The following is an 18,125-nucleotide window of genomic DNA, read 5'->3' on the forward strand; positions in this document are numbered from 1 at the left end:
CAGAATCACCCCGGCAGAGGTGATGGTACTGACCCCTGAAATAGCTGCCGGAATCTTGACAGCTGTAAAGGAGGAGTACAGGATGATTTGCGGGATGACGTATTTTCAGATATGTCTGTATTTTTTGTTTTATTCTTTTGGAGGATGGGTCGTTGAAGTTATCTTCCATGCAGTAACCTTAGGAAAGGTTATAAACCGGGGATTTCTCAACGGTCCGGTATGCCCGGTGTACGGATTTGGTGTACTTTCCGTGTTTGCATTGCTTAATACGCTTCAGAGCGGCGGACATCAGATGAGTGAGGGAATGATCTTTCTGTTTGGAATCGTTCTTGCAACTGCGGTAGAGCTGGTTGCCGGATGGCTTCTGGATGTATGCTTTCATGCAAGATGGTGGGATTATTCCAATAAGCCGCTGAATTTTCACGGCTATATCTGTCTTGAGTTTTCCCTGATATGGGGACTTGCCATTGTGATGGTCGTAAAGGTTTTTCAGAAGTATGTGGAGCGTCAGGCTTCTCATACACCTTCCACACTGGAATGGGTTGTTATGGCAATTCTGTATGCGGTGTATCTGGCTGATCTTATTGTAACAGTGGCGGTGATCCGCGGACTGAACAAGAAGCTTACCCGACTGGATAAGGTACGTGCGGATCTGCGGATCGTGAGTGATAAGCTCAGTGATACTCTGGCAACAACTACCATTGATACAGCACAGAAGGTGGGAGAGGGAAAGGTTCAGGTTGCTCTTGCTAAGGCAGAGCTCAGAGATGCGACTGTGGCTCAGAGAGAAAAATCTGCCGAAATGCTTCGGATGAAGAAAGCGGAGCTTCAGGCACAGTTTGATGAGCTGTCAAGCTCTATCACAAACCATACGGTATTCGGCCAGGGAAGAATCATTAAGGCTTTCCCGGAGATGAAGCACAGAGATTATTTTGAACTGATCCAGGAACTGAAGAAAAAACTCAGATAAGAAAAATGAAACGCGATAAAGAGGCAGCAGGAAATTTCCAACATTTCCTGCTGCCTTTTTTGGGAGTATCAGAGTTTCAGCTTATCGGATTCGTTTCTTTATCATTGGTCCGATGATCATGGCGATGATCATTTTTATGAGATCTGCCGGGATAAACGGAATTACACAGATTCCAAGAGCTGCTTTGAAAGTGGAATCTGCAACGATGCAGAACCATACAGTTCCGAAAAGATAGCATACAATTGTTCCTGCGATCATACCAACGAGCTGGATCAGAGGCTTATGGCAGTTGTCAATTACCAGTCCGGCAATAACAGCCATAACGATAAAGCCGATGATGTATCCGCCTGTAGGACCGGCCAGCTTTGCAGGGCCGCCGGTAAATCCGGAAAATACCGGAAGACCTACAAGTCCAAGCAGAAGATAGATCAGATAGCTGATGGTTCCTTTTTTCCATCCGAGAAGATACAGGGACAGATAGATGGCAAGATTGGTAAATGAGATCGGAACCGGACCGATCGGAATGGACAGCGGCGCAAGAATACAGGTGACAGCTGCCATAAGAGCGGTCATGGTGATCTCGTAGGTTTTTGTACGTGGTGCAGAGACAGTATTTGTCTGATTCATATTGAAAGAGCCTCCTTTGAAAAAGGTAATATATTTACTGGTTTGGGTAAGCAATGAAATGCTGTAAGTGTGTATGACAGGTCATATGTACAGAAGGATGCTTACGCAGATTCAATTTCATAGGTGAATCCTGCATCCGTAATGGTTTTGAGAGTGTCTTCGATTCCCTGGCCACCTTCTGTAAGATAACCGGAAGCAAAAATAGAGTCTACAACACTGAGCAGTTTTTTTTCTTCGCCTTTAAAATAAACTTCTCTTCCGGCAGCACATCGGATATCTGCTTTAGGTACAAGAAGTCTTGCCAGGCAGAGAACCTTCATACAGTATTCGGTTGTCAGCTGGGAAATATCTGCATTTCCGAGAGGAGTTCCCTTGATCGGAAGAAGAAAGTTGATCGGCAGTGCTTCCGGCTGGATCTCACGTAATTCCAGAAGCATGTCAACAACGTCTTCCTTGCTTTCACCCATGCCAATGATACCGCCGCTACAGATCTCGAAACCAAGTCCCTGAAGCATATGGATGTTCCGGACACGCTGGTCAAAGGTATGTGTACTGCAGATATTATGATAAAAGGAACGGCTGCTGTTCAGATTATGGTTGATCCGGTCAAGACCAGCCTCTTTGAGCATTTTTGCCTGGTGCTCTGTGAGAAAGCCTATGGAGCAGCAGAGATGAGTTCCGTGTTCTTTCATTTTGCGGATCCTCCGGGCCAGCTCCTCGATCTCTTTATCTGTAAATTTCATACCACTCAGTCCGATACAATGTCTGGATAAATGATAATCATTTACGAAATCATTGTCCTGATATAATTTGTCTTCATCTACCCATTTGTATTTATCAATATCGGCAGTGGAACGACATGACTGGGCACAGTAGGCACAATCCTGGGAACAGTTACCGCTGCGGGCATTGGTAAGGATGTGGATGCTTACCCGGTTTCCCTTATATTTGTAACGTAAACTGCTGGCACGGTCAATCAGTGCCTCAAGTTCTTCGTCCGGAGTATCTAAAATTGCAATGGCTTCATCTCTGGAAAGCGATGGAGCTTCTTTTTCGCATGATGCAGTGTTCATGTCAATACCTTCCTTTTGAGTTTTTTTGTACGGGTATCACTTTATCACATAGAAATATTGAATGTCAACTGCAAATATAAAATGAGTTTACAATTAAAAAACTGTAGTATTAAGGTAATGCTTAGGATCATCGAAGCAGGGAATTTCCTTGATTCGGTTAAAATAATTCTCAATTCAATATCATATCTTTATAAAATCTTAATACGGAAGCAGAGACTTTTATACTATCTTTGAAAGTAGTTATATATAATAAAATGCATTACGAGGATAGCACTGTTAAAAGTATTGATAAGGAGTTCTGATCATTTATGCCGGAAAAATCATATAAGAAAAAACATATGACATCTTTTCAGCTGATTATCATGGGGGTTGCAGGAGTGATCCTTTTGGGAACCGTTCTGCTGATGCTTCCATTTTCTTCTGCGGAGAAGGTGATCACACCATTTCATGAGGCACTTTTTACAGCCACTTCGGCGGTATGTGTTACAGGTCTTGTGGTAAAGGACACTGGAAGCTACTGGTCCCTGGCAGGCCAGACGATCATTCTTGCACTCATACAAACAGGTGGGCTTGGAGTAGTGACTGTGGCTGCGTCTGTTTCCCTTCTTTCCGGAAAGAAAATATCCCTCATGCAAAGAAGCACCATGCAGGATGCAATTTCAGCACCTAAAGTTGGAGGAATCGTCAGACTGACAAGGTTTATTTTGAGGGGAACATTTTTGATCGAAGCTGCAGGGACGGTGTTGCTGCTGCCGGTTTTTATGGGAGATTATGGAAAAAAGGGAATCTGGATGTCAGTTTTTCATTCAATCTCTGCTTTTTGTAATGCCGGCTTTGATATTCTGGGGACAGATTCCAGTATGTTTCCATCGCTGACCGGGTATTCAGGAAATATACTTATAAATCTGGTAATTATGCTGTTGATCATTACAGGAGGAATCGGTTTTCTCACATGGGATGATATTTATACAAATAAACTGAACTTTAAACGCTACCGCATGCAAAGCAAGATCATTCTCATGACTACCGCATGTCTGATCTTATTTCCGGCAGTCTTTTTCTATATCTGTGATCTGACAAAATTACCCATGGGAAAACGCCTGTTAGCAGCAACGTTTCAATCGGTAACGACAAGAACTGCCGGATTTAATACTATAAACATTTCAGAGATGAGTGAGGCATCAAAAGCAGTTATGATATTGTTAATGCTAATTGGTGGTTCACCGGGATCTACAGCAGGTGGAATGAAAACAACAACTTTTTCAGTACTTATTTTAAATGCAATTGCGACATTTCGAAGTCAGGAAAATGCAGGAGCTTTTGGGCGAAGACTTGAATATCATGTGATAAAAAATGCAGCGACAATAGCCATGTTATATTTTGCCTTGTTCTTTGGCGGCGGAATAGCGATCAGTGTGTACGAAGGCCTTCCGCTTTTAGATTGTCTGTACGAAGCTGCTTCAGCTGTTGGTACGGTAGGTCTGACTCTGGGAATCACACCGGAACTTCATGTTTTTTCACAAGTCGTGCTGATCATACTGATGTATCTGGGACGTGTAGGTGGTCTGACCCTGATCTATGCGGTATTTTCCGGAAGAAATAAGGGAAATGCAAAGCTCCCTCTGGAAAAAATCACAGTTGGATAAGAAGGAGAAAAATAATATTATGAAAAATGTATTGCTTATTGGACTTGGAAGGTTTGGAAGACATATTGCCATGCAGCTCAATCAGCTGGGACATGAAGTTATGGCAGTTGACTGGAAGGAAGAAAGAGTGGACAAAGTACTGTCATTTGTGACGAATGCTCAGATTGGTGACAGCACCAATGCTGAATTTTTACAGTCCCTTGGAATTGGAAACTATGACATTTGTTTTGTGACCATTGGAGAGAGCTTTCAAAATTCTCTTGAAACAACATCCCTTCTAAAAGAACTGGGTGCAAAATTGGTGATATCCAGAGCTGAACGTGATGTTCAGGAAAAATTTCTTTTACGCAATGGTGCCGATAAGGTAGTTTATCCGGAAAAGCAGGTGGCAAAATGGGCCTCCTTCCGTTATACAGATGATCATATACTGGATTATATGGAGGTGGATGCTTCCCATGCAATTTTTGAAGTGGAAGTGCCGGAAGAATGGGTTGGAAAAACAGTGGGTGGACTTGACATCAGAAAACGCTACAATATTAATATTCTGGCAGTAAAAAATGAAGAGGAATTCAGTATTGCAATTTCACCGGAAACATATTTTGCAGAAAATGATAAATTACTGGTATTAGGAGAATACAGAGCTCTTCAGAAGTGCTTCCGCATATAGCTCATTGCCATGAAGAAAAAATTTTGACCACAGAACAGCTGCGTGATATAATTCCAGAAAACAGCAGTAGAAGGAGAATGACAGAATGAGCTTGAAAATGAAGGATACAGTAAAAAACAGAACCTATCCGAAACGGCCATTTGCATGGTATGTGGAAAAACCGTCTGCAAAAGATTACTTGCTGACGGTTTTTATATTTGCAGTATGCACTTTGATCGGCCTGCTGTTTCAGAAACTGGATCTTACAGATACAAATATTGTAACGATATACATTTTGGGCGTATTGATCACTTCGATCGTGACAGATGGTTATCTTTGCAGTGTAGCCGGCTCCTTTTTAAGTGTATTCTTATTTTGCTTTTTCCTGATGGAGCCAAGGATGTCTTTTGAGACATACGCGGTGGGATATCCGGTGACATTTTTCATAATGCTTATTTCGTCTGTACTTACAGGAACCCTTGCGGCAAAGCTGAAAATGCATGCAAAGCTGTCTTCACAGATTGCCTTTCGCACACAGGTTCTGTTTGATACGGATCGTCTGCTGCAAAAGGCAAAAAGTGAGACAGAAATCCTCGGAGTTACCTGTACACAGCTGATACGCCTGTTAAACCGCAGCATCACGGCATATGTTGTGGAAAATGGAACTTTATCAGAAGGAAAGCTTTTTTCCGGGGAAAAAGAGAGCACAGAGGATTTTCTGACACAGGAAGAACAACAGGCAGCCAGATGGACTTATGAAAACAGACAGCGTGCCGGCGCATCCACACAGTATTTCTCACAGGCAAAATGCTTATATCTGGCAATTCGAAGCGGGAATAATGTTTATGGCGTAATCGGGATCCCTCTGCAGAAAGAAACACTGGACTCTTATGAATACAGCATCCTGCTGTCTGTAATAAATGAATGTGCACTTGCAATGGAGAATGTACAAAATGCCATAGAAAAAGAAAAAAATGCGGTTTTAGCAAAAAATGAGCAGCTGCGTGGCGATCTTCTTCGGGCAATCTCCCATGACCTGCGTACTCCGCTTTGTTCTATTTCCGGAAATGCAGATATGCTTCTCAGTAACAGTGATCGTCTGGATGAAGCTACAAGGTATCAGATCTACACGGACATTCATGAGGATTCAGAGTGGCTGATCGGAGTTGTGGAAAATCTGCTTTCCATTACCAGGCTCAATGATGGAAGATTGAAGTTTAAATTTACGGATCAGCTTTTGGATGAGGTAATAGCAGAGTCACTCCGACATATCGGCCGGAAGCATGATGCGTATAAGATCGTGGCGGACTGTGAAGAACTTGTTCTTACACGTATGGACGTGCATCTTATTATACAGGTTCTGGTAAATTTGATCGATAATGCGATAAAATATACGCCGTCAGGCTCTGTCATCAGCATTCGGGGGTTCAAAAAAGCCGGGAAAGCACAGGTAAGCGTGGAAGATAACGGCCCCGGGATCCCGGATGAAATGAAGCCACATATTTTTGAGATGTTTTATACAGGGAAAACAACCGTTGCAGACAGCCAACGGAGTCTGGGGCTTGGCCTGGCACTTTGCCGCTCTATCATAGAAGCTCACGATGGAACACTGGTTCTTTCAGATCATGCTCCGCATGGATGTAATTTTACTTTTACTTTACCATTAAGCGAGGTGACATTAAATGAATAAGACATTAATTCTGGTGGTTGAGGATGACAGACCCATACGGAACCTGATCGTTACCACATTAAAAACACATGACTATAAATATCTGGCTGCAGAAAATGGAGCTTCAGCCATTTTGGAGGCTTCATCACACAATCCGGATATCGTTCTTCTGGATCTGGGCCTTCCTGATATGGAAGGAGTAGAGGTAATAAAGAAAATCCGTACCTGGTCGAATATGCCTATCATCGTGATCAGTGCCAGAAGTGAAGATATGGATAAAATAGAGGCACTGGATGCGGGTGCAGATGATTATATCACAAAACCATTTTCAGTAGAAGAATTACTTGCGCGTATCCGTGTCAGCCAAAGACGGCTTGCCATAACGCAGTCAGGAAAACAGCCGGAAACATCTGTTTTTGAAAATGGTGGATTAAAGATAGATTACACGGCTGGCTGCACATTCCTGAAGGACAGAGAACTGCATCTGACGCCCATTGAGTATAAGCTGCTCTGCCTTTTATCCCGTAATGTTGGAAAAGTATTGACACATACATATATTACTCAGCAGATCTGGGGACGCTGCTCGGAAAACGATGTTGCTTCTCTCAGGGTTTTTATGGCAACACTGCGGAAAAAACTGGAGCCTGAAAAAAACGGTGTACAATATATCCAGACGCACATAGGAATTGGATATCGCATGCTCAGAATCGAGAAACCTGAGCAGGAAACCAAAAAAGATAGCATTAATCCTCAAACGATAATATAATCATCTCATATGATGACAGTTTTTTTCTATAGTAAAGATCACAGAAAAGGACGGAAACAGACGATGAAGATCATGGGGATTGATATCGGCACAACAACAGTCAGTGTCGTAATGACAGATACAGAAATGGGAAAGCTGCTTGCAAAGGAAACAGTGGAGCATAATTCTTTTCTGCAGAGCAGTAAGCCGGAACAGAAGCTGCAGGATCCGGAACGGATCTATGAGATCGTCCGGGAGCTTCTTATAAAGCAGCAGAAGGAGAATGGTTTGCCAGATGGAATAGGGTTTACAGGGCAGATGCATGGAATGCTGTATGTGGATGCTTCCGGCAAGGCAGTGAGTCCTCTCTATACCTGGCAGGATGGAAGCGGAGAGATTCCGCTGGAAAACGGAAAAACCTGTGCAGAGCTTTTGCAGGGAGTAGGTGCGGCGGCGTCCGGATATGGTGTAGTGACACATTTTTATCTTCAGAAGAAAGATCAGATCCCGAAGGATGCTGTAAGGATGACGACGATCAGTGATTATATTGCTATGCGGCTGTGTGAAAATACTGTCCCTGTTATCGGACTTGACATGGCGGCAAGCTGGGGCTGCTTTGACCTGCGAAAACAGGAGTTTCTGTATGAAGCCCTGGAGCAGGCCGGCGTAGATACTTCTTATCTGCCGGAAGTAAGAAAGGGACATTTTTTTATCGGAGAAACAAGAGCCGGTGTGCCGGTAATGGGATCAATCGGTGACAATCAGGCGAGTCTGTTTGGTTCCGTCCGGGATCTTAAAGATACCGTACTCCTGAATGTGGGAACCGGCAGCCAGGTTTCCTTAGTGACAGAGAAGTTTATAGAATGCAGCGGCAGTGTGGAGCTTCGCCCCTGTACCGAAAACAGCTATATCCTCGTGGGAGCTTCCCTGTGTGGTGGTCGTGCGTATGCGATGCTGGAACAGTTTTACAGAGAAACTGCAGAAACTGAAGAAAGACTGTATTCCCGGATGCAGGAGCAGGCAGAAAAATTTATTGAAACATACGGAAAAGAAGCTGCATGGAAAGTAGATACAGCTTTTTCAGGGACAAGAAGTGATCCGTCTCACACGGGCATGATCGCAGGAATCGGTGTAGAGAATTTTCATCCTGGTGCACTGACGGTCGGTGTGATCTGTGGGATCCTTAACGAACTGCATGAGCAGTATGAGCAGATGTGTCAGCTCACCGGAAAAAAGGCCACACGCCTGACTGGCTCCGGAAACGGAATTCGCCGAAACCCGCTGATGAGAAGACTGGCAGAAGAAATGTTCAAAATGCCGATGGAGCTTCCTGAATATGAAGAAGAGGCTGCATATGGAGCTGCACTTACTGCGGGAAAGTTGGTTGCGGCAATGTAAGAAAAATTTTGTTTGACTTTTTGAAAAAGAGGCAATATAATTACAAGAAACGAGTAGCAAGTAAGCGTAAATCCAGTTTACCGGCTACTCGTTTTCATTTTGAAAAAATGAATATCGCCATGAAAAAGTGTGTAGCGTGTCAGCGTAAGTCCAGCTTATATGACAAGGTGCGCACTTTTTTTGTGCTAAAAAGAAAGGAGTTAGAACAAAATGGCGGAAAGCAACAAGATGAAGGAGATGCCGGTAAATAAGCTGATGGTCCAAATGGGAATCCCGATGATCCTATCTATGGCATTGCAGGCAGTCTATAACATTGTAGACAGTGCATTTGTGGGAAATATGAAAGCAGGCAGTGAGACAGCACTAAATGCTTTGACACTGGTATTTCCGGTGCAGATGCTTATGGTGGCAGTGGGGATTGGAACCGGTGTAGGAACCAATGCACTTCTTGCAAGGACACTTGGACAGGGCGACAGTAAAAAAGCTGCAAAGGTAGCAGGAAACAGTCTGTTTCTGGGAGTGATCATTTATGTGGTCTGCTTATTGTTTGGTATCTTTGGGGTGAAAGCATATATTTCATCGCAGACAGTAGATACAGAAGTACGTGAGATGGGAATCAGCTATCTGAGGATATGCTGCGTAATTTCTTTTGGTATTATTTTCTTTTCTCTATTTGAAAAGTTACTTCAGGCAACAGGCCGTTCTCTTTATTCCACGATTGGTCAGGTGGTTGGAGCGGTTGTAAATATCATCCTTGATCCGATCATGATCTACGGTATTGGTCCTTGTCCGGAAATGGGAGTGAAAGGCGCAGCCTACGCAACTGTAATTGGACAGGTAGCGTCAGCAGTATTACTGTTCATTTTTCACATCAAATTAAATAAGGAATTCGAGCATGGGGCGAAATATATGAAGCCAGATGGCGAAATTATCAAGGAGATCTATGCAATCGGACTTCCGGCAATCATTGCTCAGGCGCTGATGTCCATTATGGTTTATGTAATGAACCTGATCCTGAAGTTCGATCCGTCAGCACAGACGGCCTATGGTCTGTTCTATAAGGTACAGCAGTTTGTTTTGTTTCTTGCTTTTGGTCTGCGAGATGCAATCACCCCAATCATTGCATTTGCTTATGGAATGAGAAGTAAGAAGAGAATTCAGGATGGAATCAAATATGGTCTGATCTATACAATTGTGTTAATGATTCTGGGAATTGCAATCACAGAGATTTTCCCTGGGGCATTTGCAACGCTGTTTAATGCGGGACAGTCGAGAGAATATTTTATCGGAGCAATGAGAGTGATTTCTATAAGTTTCCTGTTCGCAGGAATCAATGTTGCTTATCAGGGCATTTATCAGGCACTGGATGGTGGTGTGGAATCGCTGGTTATTTCGCTTTTGAGACAGCTTATTATTATCTTGCCGCTGGCTGGAATCTTTTCTATGTTTGTCAGAAATGATCAGATGGGAGTTTCACTGATCTGGTGGGCATTTCCGATCACGGAAATAGTTTCCTGTTTTGCAGGATATGTATTTTTAAAGAGAATCAGAAAAAATAAAGTAGATGTTTTGAATTAAGGAGGAACTGGAAATGGCAAAAAGAATCATTACGATCAGTAGAGAATTTGGAAGCGGCGGACGCTTTATCGGAGAAGAATTAGCGAAGAAATTGGGACTCGCTTATTATGATAAAAACATTATCAATGAGATCGCAGAAAAGTCTGGTTTATCTCCGGAATATATTCAGGAAAGTGCGGAACTGTCTCCGAAAAAAGGTTTGTTTGCATATGCATTTGCCGGACGTGATATCACAGGAAAATCAGTAGAAGACATGGTGTATGAGGCACAGAGAAAGGTTATTTTAGAACTGGCTGATAAGGAATCTTGTGTGATTATCGGAAGAAATGCAGATTATATTCTGAAAGATAGGGATGATGTACTGAATGTATTTATCCATGGGAATATGCCGGAAAAAACACAGCGTATTATGGGTTTATATAATGTAGGAGAGAAGGAAGCTGTCAAAATGATGGCAGATACAGATAAAAGGCGTATGACGAATTATAATTTTTACACCGATCAGAAATGGGGAAAGGCCAGTAATTATACGTTGTGTCTGAATAGTTCACAGCTTGGATATGGCAGATGTGAGAAGCTTGTTATGGAATGTAGTAAATAATGAAATCCTCATGGTGAAAGTGGATTAAAGAAAATGTGATGAGAGCATTCATGAGTAAGTAGCGAAAGCGGATTGCGAATGTCCTATTTATATAACGTACACGAATGTAAATGGATATCTGATCCTGAATCTCACCTATAAATCCGGTGAGCAGATGGAGCAACTTGGCAAGTATATTATGTTGGTGCGTCTTTGAAGGACGCAGGTAAAAAATGTTTTGGAATTAATCTGATTGAAGATGCAGGTATTGTAAGAGATATTTTACAGAGAGTGGAATTAGAAACAGAAGAATAGAAAAGTAAGTTATGCAGAAAGGCGTGAGTCATAAGAATATGGCTTGCGTCTTTTTCTGTCTGGAAAGGAAGTGGGGGAGCATGTAAATTATTATTTTAATGACCAGATGAGGGTATAAATTGCATTCCAAGTGCAGTGAATATAATGCGCATGAACATGAAATTTTAAATATTATGAAGACAAAATTTGGTTGATTAACCAGGTAAAAGTGATATACTGAATGCATAAGAAAAGAAACCGTGTGGAATTACAGTTTTGTTTTCACACGGTTTTTTAGAAAATGAGAGTTAGATATTACTAACATGAACACTGGCAGTTTTTTTGAAAATGAAAAAGAGGACGGATTTCTATGAGAATATTGATTTATGGTGCAGGTGTGATTGGATCCTTGTATGCGGTCTTATTTGCAGAAACTGGTTATGATACGAGTATTTATGCCAGAGGTAAAAGACTTGAGTTTTTAAAGAAAAATGGACTGCTTTATAAGAAAAACCAGAACATAAGGCGGGCAAGCACCAGATGAAATGAGGGAGCTGCATAAGTAATTTTATGCTTATATGAAAAAACTAAAGGAGGCCAGATATGAAATTTTATGAAAGTGGAGACAGTAGTAAACCAGTGATATTTTTATTTCCTGGTACCTGTTGCCTGTATAGTAGCTTTGATCATATACTGGATAGATTACATTTTTATTTTTACACGGTAACAGTTTCTTATGATGGATTTGATCCAAATGAGAAAACAGAATTTTATTCAATGGAAGATGAATGCGAAAAGATTGAGCAGGAAATCAAGAAAAAGTATGATGGAAGAATTAAAGCAGCGTATGGGTGTTCCCTTGGAGGAAGTTTTGTATCCCTTTTGATTCAGCGAAAAAGAATTCATATAGATCATGGCATCATTGGGAGCAGTGATATGGATGAAGCTGGTCAGTTTATGGCGAAAATTCAGTCATCTGTAGTTGTGCCGATTATGTATAAAATGGTGCATACTGGTAAATTGCCTAAATTTATGCAAAAGAAAATAAATGAAGCAGATAAATCAAAGAAAGAAATGATTGATGGATTTTTAAATATGTTCGGCATTGAGCAGGGAGGAAATCCATGGATTACGAAACAGAGTGTTTATAATCAGTTTTATTCTGATCTGGTTACGAAAGTCCAGCATGGAATTGATGTGCCGGGAACTACGATACACGTGTTTTACGCAACAAAGATGGGCAGAAAATATGAAAAGAGATATTGTACTTATTTTAAAAATCCGGATATTCGGAGACATAACATGCAGCATGAAGAACTGTTTTGCTGTCATAGTGCAGAGTGGGTGGAAGAAGTAAGAAAGGCAGTGGAAGGCGACAGATAATGAAAGAAAAAGTGAATGTGACAGGTGTGCCGGAAACGATGGTACAGACTCTGTATGCAAGAGCAAAAGAAACAAGAAAGAAAAATGCTAAAATAAACGACGAAATTGCAGAAGAACTTGTGAAAAATCTTGATTATGACTTTTCTAAAGCGGATAAAGATAAAGCCATGAACTATGGCGTGATTGCAAGAACAATTGTATTAGACCGGATGGTTGAGCAATATTTGGAGAAAAATACAAATACAATTGTTATAAATATTGCATGTGGACTGGATACCAGATGTTATCGAATGAAAGGGAAATATCTGCATTGGTACAATATAGATTTGCCGGAGACTATGAAGATAAGGCGGCAATTTCTTCCAGAAACAGGTCCGATATATCAGATTGCAAAGTCTGCAATGGATGATTCCTATGTAGATGATATAGATTATCACTGTGAGAATGTTCTGGTAATAATCGAAGGGCTTACAATGTATTTGTGTGAAAAAGATATCAGAAAGATGTTTTTTATTATTGAAAAATCATTTCAGGAAGTAACCGTAATGGTCGAAACCATGTCACCTTTTGTTGTAAACCATGTGAAAGAAAAATCCATAGAGGGAAGCAATGCAAAATTCACATGGGGAGTTAAGAACGGAACAGAACTGCAAAGAATTGTGCCGGGATTTTCTGTTCAACAGGAAGTCAGTCTGGTTGAAGGAATGAAAAAGCTTATGCCGATTTATCATGTGATAGGAAAGATTCAAATCGTTCGGAATATCTCAAACAAAATAATAGTTTTGGAGAAACGTGGCCGATATTAAAGAGATGATACAAATGAAGAAAAGACATTTTGATGTGGAAACAGATGGATTTTATGGTGCATACTGGAAATGCAAAACAGGATCAGACTGTGCAATGATTGCCATGATCGGGGATGATCCAGAGGATTATCTGGCGCGTACATCCGTGAAATGGCTACATAAACTCGGTGTGAATGTGATGACAATGTCACCTGGAAAAAAAGATTATGGACATCATAATTATCCATTGGAACGTATAGAGAAAGCAATCAATTGGTTAAAAGCACATGGTGATCAGAAGATAGGAATTGTCGGGGCATCTACTACAGGAACACTGGCATTGACTGCCGCTTCTTATTTTGAGGATATTACATTAACGATAGGTCTGACACCGAGTGATTTTATCTGGCAGGGGTTTATGCAGGGCAAAAAAGATGGCTGTAAGGAATGGCCGATTGAAGGAGAATCTCTTTTTTCTTACAAAGGAGAACCCCTTCCGTATATGCCATTTTGCTACAAACATCCGGATTACTGGCATGTGATTAAGAAAGAAACAAAACGGACCGGTGATATGATTAATTCAAGAAAACTGTTTGATGACTCGGAAAAGGCTCACCCAATCACAGAAGACGAGATGATCAAGATTGAAAAAATCCATGGAACGTTATTGCTGATTGGTGCGGAAGATGATGTGTTGTGGGATACTGCAAAATATATCCGCCGTATGAAGCAGCGTATGAAAGAACATTCACACACATGCAGATTGGATTATGTCATTTATGAGCATGGAACCCATTTCGTTTTTCCGGAGAGCATGCTAAAGACAATGCTCCCGGTTGGATCCGGACTCTTTGTGAAACTGGCATTTCAGGCAGCAAGAAAACATCCGAAAGAATGTCGCAGAGCACGTCTGGATATTGACTGGCGGGTAAGAAATGCTGTTGCAAAATGGAAGAGAGTAGATAGATAAAAAATAGACAAAAGGTGGAAGTGTGGTATTTAAAACAACAGGAAATAAATCAAATTCAGTCATTCTGTTTTTCCATGCAATGGGAGTAACTGGGGAAAGCAGTATGCCGGTTGCAGAGAAAATGGCAGAAAAATATTATTGCATTATGCCAACATCGACTGTGTATTGCTCCGGACAGAGGTATCAAAGCAAAAGAGATGAGATACAACAGATTGTACGATTTTTGGGGAACCATGGAATCAAAGAAATAGAACTTATAGTTGCATCTTCGATTGGAGCAGATCTCGCCATGGCATTCCTGACAGAGATAAAAATACCGGTAAAGCATGTTTTTTTGATGGCGAGCAGTTTGCACAGATTGGAAAGGCAACACGCAGAATCATGGTTCCGTTCTTATATATAGCAATGAAAAGTTTATATTGGTCAAAAGGAAAGACACTAAAGAGAATCATGTGGTGTGACGATGATAAAATTAAACCTTATTTTATAGAGGCAGGAAAGAACTTGACGTATGGAAATCTGAGAAGACAGCTGACAGACAGTTTGGAAGATAAGCCATTTTCAGAATTGTCAGAAGAATTGCAGAAACATACATTCTGGGAATTTGGAAGTATAGAAGAACATTTTAAATACAGAAATGCAGTGATGCAGACTTATATATACGGTAACTTTCCGGTTTTTGAGGGATTCAACCATATGCAGTATCAAATTCAAAATCCGGAGGGATTTGCCAGAATGCTCGAAACAATTATTGAGACTGACCGATTACCGGAATTGGCATTTGCGATGTGGTACAGAGGAAAATAGTTATGAAAAATGCTTATGAGCTTGCTGAAAATATATTGAAGTCCAAACCCGATAAGAATATAGAATTAAAATCATCAGATTCTTTTGCCAGTATTGAGTTATATGGTACATCAGCTTGCAAAAAGGTACAGGATACGGAATTCTGTGAATGTTTTCATTTGGAAAATGAGAGCGGTACAGGAATGATTACATTGTATCATGTGTTTCCAGGAATTGATCTGGTTTATAATGATATACATATGGAGTATTGCAACAAGGAGCAAAAGCCGGCTTCCAGTGTGATGGAAATAAACTATTGCATGGAAGGCCGTTGCGAATGCGTGTTTGAACAAAATGAATATGGTTATATAGCGGCAGGAGACTTGTCATTTTGTTCTTTGAAAAAAACTGGGCATGTGTCAGAGTTTCCAACATCGCGTTATCATGGAATTACCATTACGCTTGATTTTTCCATGATTACAGACGAAATGAAAAGGATACTGCAATTATTGTCTGTAAATCTGGAAAAGATTAGTAACATTTCAAAAACACATAGTTTTACTATTATACGGGCAAATCAGTCAATAGAACATATCTTTTTGGAATTGTATAAAATTCCTGAAGAAATCAGATATGGTTATATTCGTGTGAAAATTCTGGAACTATTATTAGTATTAACTGGATTTGATTTAAAGAAAAATAATTCTGAGCATGTTTCTGCATAGCACCAGATACAAATGATACAACCTATCATATTGAATTGCGCTACGGCAGTGATTTGGAGGCACTTGGAAAATATGATGAAGGAGACTATGCATACTGGCTTGGCTCAGGTATTTCAACAGACTATGATCAGACAATGGTTGAGAACTGTATAGAACTTTTCTGCAAAGAAAATCTGTCTGAATAGAACAGACTTGTAAAACTGCAGAAAGCATCTGCGGAGTGGAAACTGAATACACGAGAAAAATAAAAAATTGAAACACCAAGACTTGACAAATTCCTGTAATGAGTTAAAATATAACAGTGTTATATAGCACTGCTATATTTTGGGAAGAAGTTTAGAGGATACGAAAAGAATGTCGACGAAAGCAGAAGATACACAGAAAAACATATTAGATACAGCCAGAAAACATTTTCTGAAAGATGGTTTGACAGGAGCATCTTTAAGAAATATTGTAAAAGATGCAGGGCTTACTACTGGCGCATTTTACAAATATTATCCGACGAAAGAGGCACTTTTTGATGCACTGACGGATCCTTATATGGAACATATTTATCAGATTTATGACCAGATCGTTGAGGAGTTTGAAAAGCTTTCTGCCAGTGATCAGACAAGGAATATGTCGGATACATCCAGTGATGGGATGGAACAGATGGTTGATTATATCTATGATCATTATGATAATTTCAGATTATTGTTGAAATGCGGAGACAGTGGAAAATTTGAACTATTCATACACAATATGGTAGAGCGGGAAATGAAGTCCAGCCTGAATTATATGGAAAAGATGAAAGAGAACGGTGTGAAAATACCGATTGTAGAGGAAAGCCTTATGCATATGATCTATACGGGATTTTTTTCATCAGTATTTCAGATCATTGAGCATGATATAGATAGAGAGACTGCAAAGAAAAATGTGCATCAGCTGAAAGAATTCAATACAGGTGGCTGGGAACGATTGTGGAATATTGAGTTTCCGGTATAACGGATGCAAGAATCCTGAACAGGTTATGTGTGTTACAGGTTCTGGATTTCTGAATAAGAATCCGACAGGATAATAATATCAGGTGGCTGATGCCAATAGGCCGCCTATTTTATTATACATAGGTTAGACTAAACTAACAAAAATAACAATAAAACGAAAGTAAGGAGTGAACAAATGTGAAAGAAAAAAAGAAGTCGGCAGTCAGCTGGATCCTGACATGGGCCGGACAAAAAAGAATTGCCTATGTATGGAGTGTGTTACTTGCAATAGGAAATGTGATTTTTAAGATTTTGCCGTATTTTATTATTGCAGATGTAGTAAAGCTGTTTTTAAATGGTGAAAAGGAGTTTAAAACATATCTTGCAAAAGCGGTTCTGATCGCATTGTCGTTTATCATTGCAGAATTGCTTCATTCACTCTCGACAGCATTGTCGCATAAAGCGACGTTTGCAGTACTCGCAAATATAAGAAAATTCTGCTGTGACAAACTGGCACGGGTACCTCTTGGTTATGTAAAGGATACATCCTCCGGCACATTTAAGAATATCATGGTGGAAAGAATCGACAGTATCGAGACAACACTGGCGCATATTGTCCCGGAATTCACGTCAAATCTGCTGGCGCCGGTTGTGATTTTAATTTATTTCTTTCTGACAGACTGGAGACTGGCACTCTGGTCTTTGGTTCCAGTTATCGTTGGACTTTTCTCTTATTTTGGAATGATGCTGGATTATAAGCCAAGTTTTGAAAGAACAGTTCAGACAACAAAAGATCTGAATGATGCGGCAGTGGAATATATTGACGGAATTGAAGTAATCAAGGCATTTGGAAAGACAGAAAGTTCTTATGCCAAATTTACAAAGGCGGCTTTTGAATATGCGGATTCCTTTATTTCCTGGATGAAACGGTGCTCGATTTTTCATGGACTGATGATGGTGGTCACACCTTATACGCTTCTTACGGTATTGCCGTTTGGGGCACATTATGTAGCCAATGGAACACTTGCGATTTCAGATTTTGTCATCTGTATTATTTTATCACTTGGAATCGTTGGACCGTTGATTACAGTGGGATCTTACACAGATGATCTTGGAAAAATTGGAGTAATCGTCGGTGAAGTGGCGGGAATTCTGGAACAGCCGGAGCTTGAACGTCCGGAGAAAAGTGAAAGAGCTCCCAAAGATAATTCCGTTACGCTTGAAAAAGTCAGATTTGGTTATCACGACAAAGAGATTCTGCATGGAGTAACTATGGAGCTGAAAGCAG

At 40.7% G+C, this 18,125-nt stretch carries 18 protein-coding genes and 3 pseudogenes; 19 read left to right on the forward strand and 2 right to left on the reverse strand.

The features are described 5' to 3' along the window. The first annotated feature begins 94 nt into the window (after positions 1–94). Entirely contained in the window at positions 95–970 is an 876-nt protein-coding gene (locus NE638_RS05850; protein ID WP_243239047.1) for a putative ABC transporter permease, read from the forward strand. A gap of 81 nt (positions 971–1,051) precedes the next feature. Here NE638_RS05850 and NE638_RS05855 read toward each other — a convergent pair whose 3' ends face one another. Continuing rightward, positions 1,052–1,597 carry a biotin transporter BioY gene (locus NE638_RS05855; RefSeq protein ID WP_015527251.1) on the reverse strand — a complete coding sequence of 182 codons (546 nt, stop codon included), beginning with the start codon at positions 1,595–1,597 and terminating at the stop codon, positions 1,052–1,054. Positions 1,598–1,698: 101 nt separating this feature from the next. Continuing rightward, a complete protein-coding gene (gene bioB, locus NE638_RS05860; RefSeq protein WP_110102912.1) occupies positions 1,699–2,670 on the reverse strand; it encodes a biotin synthase BioB in 972 nt (323 codons plus the stop codon). Positions 2,671–2,978: 308 nt separating this feature from the next. Between bioB and NE638_RS05865 the strand changes: the two genes are divergently transcribed. The 18 genes and pseudogenes from NE638_RS05865 to NE638_RS05945 form a co-directional block, all read left to right on the forward strand. After that, entirely contained in the window at positions 2,979–4,316 is a 1,338-nt protein-coding gene (locus NE638_RS05865) for a TrkH family potassium uptake protein (protein ID WP_173745910.1), read from the forward strand. Between the two features lie 19 nt (positions 4,317–4,335). Next, on the forward strand, positions 4,336–4,983 hold the full coding sequence (locus tag NE638_RS05870) for a potassium channel family protein (protein WP_015527248.1): 648 nt from the start codon (positions 4,336–4,338) through the stop codon (positions 4,981–4,983). Between the two features lie 85 nt (positions 4,984–5,068). Beyond that, positions 5,069–6,652: an ATP-binding protein gene (locus NE638_RS05875; protein ID WP_059086038.1), complete on the forward strand. Its 1,584-nt coding sequence runs from the start codon at positions 5,069–5,071 to the stop codon at positions 6,650–6,652. Then, on the forward strand, positions 6,645–7,397 hold the full coding sequence (locus NE638_RS05880) for a response regulator (RefSeq protein WP_059086037.1): 753 nt from the start codon (positions 6,645–6,647) through the stop codon (positions 7,395–7,397). Before NE638_RS05875 ends, NE638_RS05880 begins: the two co-directional genes overlap by 8 nt. 63 nt (positions 7,398–7,460) lie before the next feature. Next, positions 7,461–8,774: a sedoheptulokinase gene (locus NE638_RS05885; protein ID WP_059086036.1), complete on the forward strand. Its 1,314-nt coding sequence runs from the start codon at positions 7,461–7,463 to the stop codon at positions 8,772–8,774. Positions 8,775–8,984: 210 nt separating this feature from the next. Next, complete coding sequence (locus NE638_RS05890; protein WP_173745911.1) at positions 8,985–10,352, forward strand: MATE family efflux transporter; 1,368 nt, start codon at positions 8,985–8,987, stop codon at positions 10,350–10,352. 13 nt (positions 10,353–10,365) lie between these two features. Next, positions 10,366–10,953 carry a cytidylate kinase-like family protein gene (locus NE638_RS05895; protein ID WP_015527242.1) on the forward strand — a complete coding sequence of 196 codons (588 nt, stop codon included), beginning with the start codon at positions 10,366–10,368 and terminating at the stop codon, positions 10,951–10,953. An 85-nt stretch (positions 10,954–11,038) separates the two neighbouring features. After that, positions 11,039–11,143 (forward strand): annotated as a pseudogene (locus tag NE638_RS18395) (TnpV protein); the annotation flags it as partial. Beyond that, positions 11,122–11,247: pseudogene (locus NE638_RS18400) on the forward strand (ORF6N domain-containing protein); the annotation flags it as partial. The pseudogenes NE638_RS18395 and NE638_RS18400, both read left to right, overlap by 22 nt. Before the next feature lie 349 nt (positions 11,248–11,596). After that, a pseudogene (locus NE638_RS05905) lies at positions 11,597–11,764 on the forward strand (ketopantoate reductase family protein); the annotation flags it as partial. Positions 11,765–11,829: 65 nt separating this feature from the next. Next, a complete protein-coding gene (locus NE638_RS05910) occupies positions 11,830–12,609 on the forward strand; it encodes a hypothetical protein (protein WP_147602938.1) in 780 nt (259 codons plus the stop codon). Further along, positions 12,609–13,415, forward strand: a complete 807-nt coding sequence (locus tag NE638_RS05915) for a class I SAM-dependent methyltransferase (protein ID WP_147602939.1) — start codon at positions 12,609–12,611, stop codon at positions 13,413–13,415. Before NE638_RS05910 ends, NE638_RS05915 begins: the two co-directional genes overlap by 1 nt. Before the next feature lie 13 nt (positions 13,416–13,428). Further along, positions 13,429–14,364 (forward strand): acyl-CoA thioester hydrolase/BAAT C-terminal domain-containing protein, encoded by a 936-nt coding sequence (locus NE638_RS05920; RefSeq protein WP_161209044.1) that lies wholly within the window; start codon positions 13,429–13,431, stop codon positions 14,362–14,364. Between the two features lie 22 nt (positions 14,365–14,386). Then, entirely contained in the window at positions 14,387–14,767 is a 381-nt protein-coding gene (locus NE638_RS05925; protein ID WP_227588603.1) for a hypothetical protein, read from the forward strand. Positions 14,768–14,868: 101 nt separating this feature from the next. Next, positions 14,869–15,171 carry a hypothetical protein gene (locus tag NE638_RS05930; protein WP_227588604.1) on the forward strand — a complete coding sequence of 101 codons (303 nt, stop codon included), beginning with the start codon at positions 14,869–14,871 and terminating at the stop codon, positions 15,169–15,171. A 2-nt stretch (positions 15,172–15,173) separates the two neighbouring features. Further along, positions 15,174–15,875 carry a hypothetical protein gene (locus NE638_RS05935; protein WP_059086030.1) on the forward strand — a complete coding sequence of 234 codons (702 nt, stop codon included), beginning with the start codon at positions 15,174–15,176 and terminating at the stop codon, positions 15,873–15,875. A 354-nt stretch (positions 15,876–16,229) separates the two neighbouring features. Next, positions 16,230–16,859: a TetR/AcrR family transcriptional regulator gene (locus tag NE638_RS05940; RefSeq protein ID WP_021739680.1), complete on the forward strand. Its 630-nt coding sequence runs from the start codon at positions 16,230–16,232 to the stop codon at positions 16,857–16,859. Positions 16,860–17,035: 176 nt separating this feature from the next. Next, the coding region (locus tag NE638_RS05945) for an ABC transporter transmembrane domain-containing protein (protein WP_173745912.1) at positions 17,036–18,125 on the forward strand (1,090 nt) is incomplete at its 3' end.

Source organism: Blautia sp. MSK.18.38 (genome assembly GCF_024460535.1).
GTDB lineage: Bacteria > Bacillota > Clostridia > Lachnospirales > Lachnospiraceae > Blautia_A > Blautia_A fusiformis.

What these genes read in the sequence shown, in the direction of transcription:
- NE638_RS05850 (WP_243239047.1), top strand. Translation starts at nt 95, where the DNA reads ATGACGTATTTTCAGATATGTCTGTATTTTTTGTTTTATTCTTTTGGA.
- NE638_RS05855 (WP_015527251.1), bottom strand. Translation starts at nt 1,597, where the DNA reads ATGAATCAGACAAATACTGTCTCTGCACCACGTACAAAAACCTACGAG.
- bioB (WP_110102912.1), bottom strand. Translation starts at nt 2,670, where the DNA reads ATGAACACTGCATCATGCGAAAAAGAAGCTCCATCGCTTTCCAGAGAT.
- NE638_RS05865 (WP_173745910.1), top strand. Translation starts at nt 2,979, where the DNA reads ATGCCGGAAAAATCATATAAGAAAAAACATATGACATCTTTTCAGCTG.
- NE638_RS05870 (WP_015527248.1), top strand. Translation starts at nt 4,336, where the DNA reads ATGAAAAATGTATTGCTTATTGGACTTGGAAGGTTTGGAAGACATATT.
- NE638_RS05875 (WP_059086038.1), top strand. Translation starts at nt 5,069, where the DNA reads ATGAGCTTGAAAATGAAGGATACAGTAAAAAACAGAACCTATCCGAAA.
- NE638_RS05880 (WP_059086037.1), top strand. Translation starts at nt 6,645, where the DNA reads ATGAATAAGACATTAATTCTGGTGGTTGAGGATGACAGACCCATACGG.
- NE638_RS05885 (WP_059086036.1), top strand. Translation starts at nt 7,461, where the DNA reads ATGAAGATCATGGGGATTGATATCGGCACAACAACAGTCAGTGTCGTA.
- NE638_RS05890 (WP_173745911.1), top strand. Translation starts at nt 8,985, where the DNA reads ATGGCGGAAAGCAACAAGATGAAGGAGATGCCGGTAAATAAGCTGATG.
- NE638_RS05895 (WP_015527242.1), top strand. Translation starts at nt 10,366, where the DNA reads ATGGCAAAAAGAATCATTACGATCAGTAGAGAATTTGGAAGCGGCGGA.
- NE638_RS05910 (WP_147602938.1), top strand. Translation starts at nt 11,830, where the DNA reads ATGAAATTTTATGAAAGTGGAGACAGTAGTAAACCAGTGATATTTTTA.
- NE638_RS05915 (WP_147602939.1), top strand. Translation starts at nt 12,609, where the DNA reads ATGAAAGAAAAAGTGAATGTGACAGGTGTGCCGGAAACGATGGTACAG.
- NE638_RS05920 (WP_161209044.1), top strand. Translation starts at nt 13,429, where the DNA reads ATGAAGAAAAGACATTTTGATGTGGAAACAGATGGATTTTATGGTGCA.
- NE638_RS05935 (WP_059086030.1), top strand. Translation starts at nt 15,174, where the DNA reads ATGAAAAATGCTTATGAGCTTGCTGAAAATATATTGAAGTCCAAACCC.
- NE638_RS05940 (WP_021739680.1), top strand. Translation starts at nt 16,230, where the DNA reads ATGTCGACGAAAGCAGAAGATACACAGAAAAACATATTAGATACAGCC.